This is a genomic window from Streptomyces sp. NPDC111656 (assembly GCF_055656965.1).
In genome coordinates this window covers 101,799-110,881 of the sequence record NZ_JBVKCA010000028.1, presented here as the reverse complement: position 1 = coordinate 110,881, position 9,083 = coordinate 101,799, and the positions used below count along the sequence as shown (strand labels likewise).

Sequence of the window (9,083 nt, the reverse complement as noted above, 5' to 3'; positions counted from 1 at the left end):
GTGGCTGCACACCTACAATCACCACCGCGGACACACCGCGCTGAAAGGTCAACCACCCGCCAGCCGCGTCCCCAACCTCACAGGTCAATACACCTGTGGTGTCTCAAGACGTTGGTTCCACGAAGTTCTCGAACGGCTTCCGATGCAGGCGGCCGGACGGCACTTCAGGCGGAGGCGGAGGCCACGAAGAACGGAATGGCGACGAGGAAGCGGCCGGCCTCGGCGCGTCGGCGCTGTTCGGCAAGCCACTGATTCGCCTGGTCACGGCCGACGGCGCCGCCGGCGCAGGCCGACTCGGCGAGCCTCGCGAGCAGCGACAGCGTCGCGGGGTCGGTGAACACGCTGGTGTGCACCTCGACCGTGGCATCGTCGAAGCCGCCGGCCAGGAGCAGGCTGCGGTACTGACGGCCGGCGCGGGGCGTGCCCAGGAGGTCGGCGCGGGCGTGCACGATCGTGCGGGTGAGCGCCGCGTCATCCGAGTCGATCATGATGGCGTCCCAGTCCTGACCGATCAGGACGATTCTGCCGCCCGGGCAGAGGATCCGTCGTGCCTCCGCCACCGCGCGCCCTGGCTCCTGAAGTACGTGGAAGACCTTGTCGGCACGGTAGCCGCGCACACTTCCGTCGGCGAACGGCAGATCCTCCGCCCCCGCCTCCAGGAACTCGGCCTCCGGCCACCGCTCCTGGGCCGCGGCCAGCATCCACGGGCTGGGGTCCACGCCCACCGCGTGGATGCCGCGTTCGGCCAGCTCGGCGACGGCTCGTCCGGCGCCGCAGCCGACGTCCACTACGGTCGAGTCCGGGACGAGAGACAGCAGTTCGTAGGAACGGGCCCGCAGCCGAGTGGCGCTCGGCATCTGGTCCGCAGCGTCGAGGACGGCCAGCAGGGCTTCGGTGTCGCGGTGCTCTTCCACCGCTTCCTGATTCTTGGACATGGACGTCATGCTGCGACTTAATGTCGGCATGAAGTCAAGCGGAGACGGCGGCGCCGGCACGTTGAGCATCGGCGCCCTCGCGGCACGGTTCGGCCTGGCCACGCACGTGCTGCGACATTGGGAGGCGATGGGCCTGCTGCACCCCGGACGGGACGCCGGCGGGCGCCGCCGTTACGGTGCGGACGACCTCACCCGCGTGGCGACGATCCTCATCTTGAAGGAGGCCGGCCTTGGTCTGAGCACCATCAGGAGCCTGTCCGCAACCGTCGACCGCACCACCCGGCACGAGATCCTGCATCCGGCGGCTGAGGAACTCCGGTCGAGAATCGCAGCGGCCCAGGCCTCGTTGGAGCTCATCGAGGGCGGCCTGAACTGCGAGTACGAGGACGTCACCCAGTGCCCGAACTACCGGCGGCTCATCGCCGAGCGGGCCGGCCATCGAAGTCCGGCCGGAGAGCCGGTGACCGAGGCCGTGGCCGTGGCCGTGGCACCAACCTCATGAGACGGCACAGCTCACTCAACCAGGTTTTTCTGCGGCGGACTTGGCGCTAGGGCGCGTATCGAGTCGTGATCAACTGGTGGTCCGGACGGAGTGGTAACGACCGCGTAAGCGAGTTCGCCTGGGCAAGAACCCCACCAAGCCCAAGACCAGGATCCTTGCCACTGGAAACGACGCCGTCCGGCTCCTGGAACACCTCTACCGGCACGGAGTAGACCGCACGTCCGGTCCTGCTGGAAGGGGTTCTCCGTTCACCTGACCGAGACCTGTGCTCCCGACGGCCCCAACATAATCACGGACGTGGCCACCACCGCGGCCACCACCCACGACAGCCTGGTCCTGCCCGGCAGAGGTGATCGTCGACCCGGGCCGCGCGCTCGGCGCCGACATCCACGACAAGGACGTCCTCGTTCTCCGCCTCAGTCCTCAACTCCCGCTCCTGGAACGGGTGGACGCGGTAACCTGCCACGCCAGTCACAACAACAGCATGTGCGAGGCCCTCTGGCACGCCGTCCCCCTCGTCGTGGCTCCCATCCGCGATGACCAGCCGGTCGTGGCCGGACAGGTGACCGACGCGGGCGCGGGCGTCAGGGTCCGGTTCGGCCAAGGAGGACCAGTGAGCAACGACCACAAGAACCGCACCCACGAGTACGAGCCCGTGTCCCCGGGCCGAGCCGAGCAGGTCGCCGCGCTGCGCCCGGTCTACCGGGCCGACCTCGCCGAAGGCCTGGACCGCTTCTTCGAACCCCGGCGCGACACCTGCCCGTGGTGCGGCTCGACCCGGTTGGCGACGCGGCTGCGCACCACGGACCTGATCCAGCACAAGCCAGGCCGCTTCGTCCTCGACCGGTGCGAGGGATGTCGGCACACCTTCCAGAATCCGCGACTCAGCGAGGCCGGCCTGGAGTTCTATTACCGCGATTTCTATGACGGCCTGGGCGAGAAGCAGCTCGCCATGACCTTCGCAAGCCGGACGAAAATGTACGTGCAGCGTGCCGAGTCCCTGGTCCCCTTCGCCCCCACGCCCAAGGACTGGCTGGACGTCGGCACCGGTCACGGCCACTTCTGTGAGGCGGCCCGCACTGTCTTCCCGGACACAAGCTTCGACGGCCTCGACTTCACCGACGGCGCCGAACTCGCCGAGCGCGCCGGACGCGTGGACCAGGGCCACCGGGGCAGCTTTCCCGAGCTGGCTGAGCAACTCGCCGACGGCTACGACGTCGTCAGCATGTTCCACTATCTGGAGCACAGCACGGAACCGGCCCGCGAACTTCAGGCGGCGTACCGGGCCGTCCGACCCGGCGGCCACCTGCTGATCGAGGTCCCGGACCCCGACAGCCGCTATGCCCGCCTTCTCGGCCGCTGGTGGCTGCCCTGGCTGCAGCCGCAGCACCTGCACTTCGTCCCGGTCGAGAACCTGCGTGCTCGTCTCACGGACCTCGGCTTCACGGTGGTCGCGGAGCAACACGCCGAACCCCACGACCCCGTCGACCTGCTGGCCGCCGTCTGGTTTGCCCTGGACGCGGTCGCACCGCGCGACGACCTGCCCTGGCTGCCGGTCCCGCCGTCCCGCCTTCGGCGCACACTGCGCGCCATGACCGTGATCGCCGGCATCCCGGCCTTGCTCCTGGGCAGGCTGCTGGACCGCCTCGTCGTCAAACGCGTGGCCCGGCCCCTGGGCCTTTCCAACGCCTACCGGCTGGTGGCCCGCCGGGACTGACCCTCGCGACCCGTACCGTCCTACGACGCCCGTATCGCCGACCAGGCCCGCATGCGCCGGGACTGCGCCGCGCCGCGACTACCGCCTTGAGGCGATTCGCACGATGGACAGCCTCAACACCGACCGACTCAACAACGCCCACGCCGAAGAGATCGCGAACGCCATCCACGGCAACACCGCGGCGCTGCTGCACGTCGCCGACACCATCGCCCGCACCAGCACGACCGTCTGAACACACTCCGCCGACACCACCAGCCACACAACCCGGAGCGCCGCGCGCCACCACTGCGGGCGCGGCGCTCCCCTTTTCACCAAGTAGCCACAGATGCCCCTCAGCCCACCGGCACCGGCGCGAGCCCAGCAGCTGCTGGCGCAGCTGGAGCGGTACGGATCCCGCGAGAACGAGCAGCTCGCCGTCGGCCGACGCCTCCTGCAGGACCACCCCGACCTGCCGCTGACCGGCTTCGATCTCCCGCAGCATCTGCCCCGAGCCGGGCCGCCCCCTGCACAGCCTGATCCTGCGCGTCGGTGAACACGACACCGACGGCATCACCGCCTGAGCGCGCGCCCTGGGCACCGAGCCGGCCATCGACGGCGCCCGCTACCAGCTTGTGCGGACCTACCGGGGCTGCCTCGACCGGCGCCGGGCTGATCGACCGCAGGACGAGTACCGCGAGCCCACCGAGCAGGAGTGGCACCACTTCCAGCAGCACTTCGAGCTCCGCAAGGTGTCATTGGGCACCTGCGGGCGACCCTACGGAACCCCCTGCAAGCACGAGCACGCCTGCATCCGATGCCCCGTCCCTCAGATGGATCCCTATCAGGGGCCACGCCTCGTACGAAATCATCCAGAACCTCCGAGAACGCATCCGCGAGGTCCGCGCCGACGGCTGGCTCGGTGAGGTCGAGGGGCTCCAGGCCGGCTTCGACGCTGCGATGGCGAAGCTCAACAGCCTCAAACGGGCTCCGGCCGATGGTCGGCCGCAACTGGTTGACCTTGGCATGCCGGTCTTCACCGACCACGCACCCCCGCCCCAGCAGGGACCGGGAGGGCCCGGATACCGGCCCTGATCCAGTCAAGGAGCGAGTTCGGCTTGGCGAAGGCTGCGGAACACCGCCGGGGTCGTCCATCCGCGCAACGTGGCGTGAATCGCCGATCGGAAGGCGGCCTCGGCCGTGGCGGTGTCGAGGGCCCCGGCCAGTTCGAGAGTCACGAGCCCGTGCAGGGTGGCCCAGATCGACAGGGCGATCGACGTTGCTTCGCCGACGAGGACGGACGCCGCCACCGCGCGATCGATCGCCGCGAGGAGCGGAAGGATCGGGTCACTGGCACCGACTTCCCCCGACGGGTCGAAGGATTGCACACCACCGAACAGCACCGTGTACAGGTGGCTGTGTCCGCGCCCCCAGCGACGGTAGGCGACGGCCAGCGCGTAGAGGTCGGCGAGAGGGTCCGCGGAGGTCTGCGCCGCCGACAGGTCCTGGAACAGGCCGGCGACGGCTCTGTCGCGCACCGCACCGATCAGCCCGTCCTTACCGCCGAACAGGGAGTACACCGCCGTCGTCGACGCCTCGGCGGCAGCGGCCACGGCGCGGACCGTGAGCGACTCCCGCGGACGGGTAGCGAGCATCTCGGTCGCGCACTCCACAAGCCGCTCTTTGACGGCCTCGTCGTTTGTTCTCGGCCTACCCACGGCCAGCAGCCTACCCCCTCTGATAACGTCGTTTTGAAACAGCGTTCTGAAACTGTCGGAGGTACGCCGTGCCCACATCCGCCATACGTCTCGTCCGCTTCACCGGACGCTTACTGCTGGCCCTGGCCGCCGTCACGATGCTGGTCGTCGTCTTTCTCGCACTGATCGCCCTCACAGATGGGGCAGGCTCGGGGCTCGCCGCATGGTTGACGACCCTTGGAGTCGGAGCTGTCCTCGCGATGTGGCTGGGTCGGCGCCGCACTTGGCCGGCGCGGCTCGTGCCGTTCCTGCCGGTGGTTGTCGCGGCGGCATTGACGGCGTCGGTCTGTATCTCGACCGTACCGACGGCCCGGCGGTACCCGCCCGCCCTGCCGTTCGTGACCACGCAGCACTTGAGCCTGTCCACCGGCAGCCGGGTCGCGGTGTATCACTACCCGCCCGCGAACCCCGGCCCCCGGCATCCCATCCCGTTCGTGTACCTCAACGGCGGACCGGTCCGTGGCATCTCGGTGCTCGACCACCGGTTCCTGCAACTCCTGGCACACCAGGGCTACGACGTCTACGCCTACGAACAGGCCGGTGGCGGACGAAGCGACCTGCTCCCCATGGGCCAGTACACGATCTCCAGGTCGGTCCGCGACCTCGCCGCCTTCGTCGACCGCCTGAACAAGGGCAAGGTCGACATCCTCGGATTCTCCTCAGGCGGGGCCGTGCTCACCCGAGCCCTGGCCGACCCGAGCGTCGCCGCACGCCTGCACCGGGCGATCATCGCCGAGCCCGGCCCCATGGACGGCCCCACCGCTCACATCACCGGGCACAAGGGCCGAAAATCCGCGCGCGGCCTCGCGCCGGCCATGACCGGACCGCGATCGACGCACGTCCCCCGGTATGCCGTGGCGTTCGGCCTCATGCGACTCGGGCTCCTCACCCCCGACACCAAACTGATCGGACAGGCCGAAGGCGACAACGCCTTCACCGCCGCCGACCTCGGCAGCGACACCGCATCCGCCTACTGCGCGCGCGACGCGCACCGCATCCCCGCCGAGGACACCGCACAGAACTTCTCCTTCAGCCCAGCCGCCAGCCTCCGTATCCAGCAGACGGTCAAGGACTCGCCCTCCATCGCACCGCATCTGCGCCAGTCCCGGGCCCCCGCGATGCTGATGATCGCCGAGTGCTCCTCCCAGGTCCGTCAATGGGCGACCGCCACCCTTGCCAATGACCCCGCCATCCAACGCGCGCAGTACATGCCCGGAGTCGGACACCACATGTGGAACGGCCTCGACGACAACAACGACCGAGCCGCCGCCGTCATCACCGCGTTCCTTCAGGACAAGCCAGCACCCCTGCCGAACTACCCGACCCGCGACGAGATCCCTACCTTCCTGCGCGACCACAAATGACGACGGTGCAGCCCGTCACCGGCAACGACGGGTGAACCCTCGAAGCCGTCCGGGCCCTGCGCCAGGTACAGCCAAGGACGACCTCTAAGAACTCCTAACAAAAGTGGTGGGCTTGACCTGGTCAGAGGTCGGTGTCGCGCACAAGGCCGCCGGGTATCGGGACGCGGTCAGCCGCGTAATCGCACGCGATAAACCCGGCGACGTCGGCGATCATCCCCGGGATACTGGTCGCCCATGGAAGAGGTCAAAGTCGTCGTCGCCCATTCCGAGCGCGCGACCCTGCGCGTCGGTGACGTGTTCCTGAAGGTGGACGCCGATCAGGCGCGCATCGACGTCGAGGTCGAGGCGATGTCCCTCGCGCCGGTCCCGACCCCGAAGGTCCTGTGGCGCAAGCCGCCCGTGCTCGCGATCGCCGCACTCCCGGGGACGACGCTCGGGCGCCTCGGCGGGCCGTCGACCGGGTCGCCGGCGGCGTGGGCCGCGGCGGGCGCCGCCATCCGGAAGCTGCACGAAGCGCCCCTGCCGCCCCTGCCAGGGCGGGCCGGCCGGAGCATCGTCGCGCTGGCGGCGGAACTCGACGACGAGTGCGAGTTGCTCGTGACGAACGGTGTCCTGCCCGCTGCCTGGTCACCCGCAACCGCCAGGTCGCCGAGGCCGCGCTCCGGCCGTGGACTCCGGCGTTCACGCACGGCGACCTGCAGATCGCGCACGTCTTCGTCGACGGCGACGAGGTCACGGGCATCATCGACTGGTCCGAGGCGGGCCAGGGTGATGCCCTGTACGACCTCGCCACCTTTACGCTCGGACACGAAGAGCACCTCGACGACGTTGTCGCCGGCTATGGCACCGACATCGACCTCGACGTGATCCACGCGTGGTGGTCGTTGCGAAGCCTGCTGGCAGTTCGCTGGCTGATCGAGCACGGCTTCGACCCGTTCGCGCCGGGCTGTGAGGTCGACGTGCTGAGATCCCTGATGTGAGGCGACGCGGGCCAAACGGCGCGCTCCGGCCGGCTCACCAGCCCATTCTGAGCCGCATCGCCAGCTCCGAGTGATTGCTCCCGCTGCGTCACCCGCGAACTGAACACTCCAGGATGCGGCCGTCGACGGTCCCGACGAGCAAATGCCCTTGGGACGCTACAGCGAGAGAAAGTGCGGTGGTCGGTGCTCCGCCGACCTCAAGCTCGGTGTGCCATCGCACCGAGCCGCTGCCGGCGTCCAGTGCTGTCAGGGCTCCGGAGTTGTAGGCCACGTAGACCGTATCTGCGTCAGCATCAAGGGCGGTGGCGGGATGATCGGTCCGGTACCGCCACTGCACCGCGCCGTTCAAGGATCGCCGTACGACGTAGGCGCCACCAGGTTGGAGCCCATGCCCATGGTGGACGGCGCCGGCATACACCAGGGACTGCCCGATCTCGACCGCCGGACCCCCGAAGTGATGCTCCTGCGGCACCCAGGAGTGCGGGAAGAGCCACCGCAATGTCCCGTCGGCGCCCACGGCCGCGATCCACTTGTCCTTGTGCGGTTTATCCAGGTCAGTGCCTACCAGGACATACGGGCGACTCGCGCACCGGACTGCAAACCCGTGATTGAACAGGTCGAAGCGGCCTACCTCGGGACCGTCCACCGGACTTTCGAGGTCGTACATCATCAGCCGCGCGGGACGCTTGCTGCGGCCGTCCAACGGCCTCAGGATCGTCCGCTGGCCGCCTGTGACGAGAACCACGCACCCGCCCGGGCTCAGGGTCTCCAGCACCTGCCCTGCGTCGACGGCGATCCTGGCGAGCCGAGGCGCGGACGTCTCCCAGCGTCCTTCCTTCCGGCGACTGCGACGTTCGGCGTTGGCCCAGACCGATATTCCGTCGGAAGCCAGAACCAGCTGGCGGCCGCCTTCCTCGTCCTCCACCGCCCACTCCCGGTCTCCTGACGGCAGCCACGACTCCGCCAGGACCCCGTCCAGAGCGGCCAGCACGCGACCGTCCTCCATGCCTTCGACAGCCCACACCCGTAGACGTACAGACCACTGCCGACCGGCGGCGGCCGCGAGGCCCGCGAGAAGTCGGCGGGTCTCCGCGCTGTGATCTGACTGAACGGCCGGCTCCGCGGGGGCTGCCATTTCTTCAGCACCGATCGCCCGTTGTTCGACCGCGCCCCAGTCTGCGCGAGTGACAAGGACCGTATGTCCCTGCTTGTGTGCGTGCGCGTTGTCCCAGTCATCGCACGGGGCCAGGACCAGACGCAGTGCTGTCTCACTGCGCCATTCGACGCTGAGCACCTCCCGCGGATGCTGCAACGCGGACACCACGTTGCCGGAACCGAGGTGTATCAGCAGCAGCTCGCCTTCGAAGGAGTAGCCGCCGTCGTAGCGTCCCGTGCCGACGGCCAACAGGGGAAGAACGGGGTGGAAGGCGAGAGATCGTACGGGGTACCAGGACCTCACCAGATGCCGGCACCGCAATCCGTCCCGCTCATAGACACCGATCCGGTGCCCCGTCCATCTGCAGTCCGCGGTCCCACTGCCGTTCCACTGAACTGCCCCGACGTCCCCGCCCACAGCGACCATCCGCGAGCGATCGTCGACGACGGCCAGAGCGGGCTCTCCGATTTCAGCGAAGGGCCCGTCGCCGAGCACGCGTCGGACCATCGGCAATGGGGTCATGCAGAGTCCCTCCCGGGGCGGCCCATGAACGACCGCCATCCCGGGCGAGGACGGCGGCAGCTCATGATTCCTTCGCGTGGCGGCGCGCACCAGTGGTTTTCATCCAGGCAGAGGCACTCGCCGCACCACTCGCGTCCATCTGCCATCAGCAACGGCCGTCCACGCCGTCTCGGC

9 protein-coding genes are annotated in these 9,083 nt (G+C 68.9%); 6 read left to right on the top strand and 3 right to left on the bottom strand.

All coding sequences use genetic code 11. The features are described 5' to 3' along the window. Window positions 1-164: 164 nt before the first annotated feature. A complete protein-coding gene (locus ACZ7M3_RS46245) occupies window positions 165-935 on the bottom strand; it encodes a methyltransferase domain-containing protein (RefSeq protein WP_472071947.1) in 771 nt (256 codons plus the stop codon). A 28-nt stretch (window positions 936-963) separates the two neighbouring features. On the opposite strand from ACZ7M3_RS46245, the gene ACZ7M3_RS46240 reads away from it, so the two are divergent. The 4 genes from ACZ7M3_RS46240 to ACZ7M3_RS46225 all read left to right on the top strand — a co-directional run bounded on the left by ACZ7M3_RS46240 (window position 964) and on the right by ACZ7M3_RS46225 (window position 3,686). Then, window positions 964-1,437: a MerR family transcriptional regulator gene (locus tag ACZ7M3_RS46240; RefSeq protein WP_472071945.1), complete on the top strand. Its 474-nt coding sequence runs from the start codon at window positions 964-966 to the stop codon at window positions 1,435-1,437. A 613-nt stretch (window positions 1,438-2,050) separates the two neighbouring features. After that, window positions 2,051-3,154: a class I SAM-dependent methyltransferase gene (locus ACZ7M3_RS46235; RefSeq protein WP_472071961.1), complete on the top strand. Its 1,104-nt coding sequence runs from the start codon at window positions 2,051-2,053 to the stop codon at window positions 3,152-3,154. Window positions 3,155-3,257: 103 nt separating this feature from the next. Further along, the gene (locus tag ACZ7M3_RS46230; RefSeq protein WP_472071943.1) at window positions 3,258-3,386 is read left to right on the top strand and encodes a hypothetical protein; all 129 of its coding nucleotides are present in this window, start codon (window positions 3,258-3,260) and stop codon (window positions 3,384-3,386) included. 93 nt (window positions 3,387-3,479) lie between these two features. After that, a complete protein-coding gene (locus ACZ7M3_RS46225; protein ID WP_472071941.1) occupies window positions 3,480-3,686 on the top strand; it encodes a hypothetical protein in 207 nt (68 codons plus the stop codon). A gap of 544 nt (window positions 3,687-4,230) precedes the next feature. Here ACZ7M3_RS46225 and ACZ7M3_RS46220 read toward each other — a convergent pair. Continuing rightward, the gene (locus tag ACZ7M3_RS46220; protein WP_472071939.1) at window positions 4,231-4,848 is read right to left on the bottom strand and encodes a TetR/AcrR family transcriptional regulator; all 618 of its coding nucleotides are present in this window, start codon (window positions 4,846-4,848) and stop codon (window positions 4,231-4,233) included. A 68-nt stretch (window positions 4,849-4,916) separates the two neighbouring features. Here ACZ7M3_RS46220 and ACZ7M3_RS46215 point away from each other — a divergent pair, with 68 nt between their 5' ends. Further along, on the top strand, window positions 4,917-6,251 hold the full coding sequence (locus ACZ7M3_RS46215; RefSeq protein ID WP_472071937.1) for an alpha/beta fold hydrolase: 1,335 nt from the start codon (window positions 4,917-4,919) through the stop codon (window positions 6,249-6,251). A 383-nt stretch (window positions 6,252-6,634) separates the two neighbouring features. Beyond that, window positions 6,635-7,231: a phosphotransferase gene (locus ACZ7M3_RS46210; protein WP_472071935.1), complete on the top strand. Its 597-nt coding sequence runs from the start codon at window positions 6,635-6,637 to the stop codon at window positions 7,229-7,231. A gap of 88 nt (window positions 7,232-7,319) precedes the next feature. Here ACZ7M3_RS46210 and ACZ7M3_RS46205 read toward each other — a convergent pair whose 3' ends face one another. Then, window positions 7,320-8,636, bottom strand: coding sequence for an outer membrane protein assembly factor BamB family protein (locus tag ACZ7M3_RS46205; RefSeq protein ID WP_472071933.1), 1,317 nt, complete (start codon window positions 8,634-8,636; stop codon window positions 7,320-7,322). Between the last annotated feature and the right edge of the window lie 447 nt (window positions 8,637-9,083).

Coding starts and splice junctions, on each gene's coding strand:
- ACZ7M3_RS46245 (WP_472071947.1), bottom strand. CDS start 935: ATGTCCAAGAATCAGGAAGCGGTGGAAGAGCACCGCGACACCGAAGCC.
- ACZ7M3_RS46240 (WP_472071945.1), top strand. CDS start 964: ATGAAGTCAAGCGGAGACGGCGGCGCCGGCACGTTGAGCATCGGCGCC.
- ACZ7M3_RS46230 (WP_472071943.1), top strand. CDS start 3,258: ATGGACAGCCTCAACACCGACCGACTCAACAACGCCCACGCCGAAGAG.
- ACZ7M3_RS46225 (WP_472071941.1), top strand. CDS start 3,480: ATGCCCCTCAGCCCACCGGCACCGGCGCGAGCCCAGCAGCTGCTGGCG.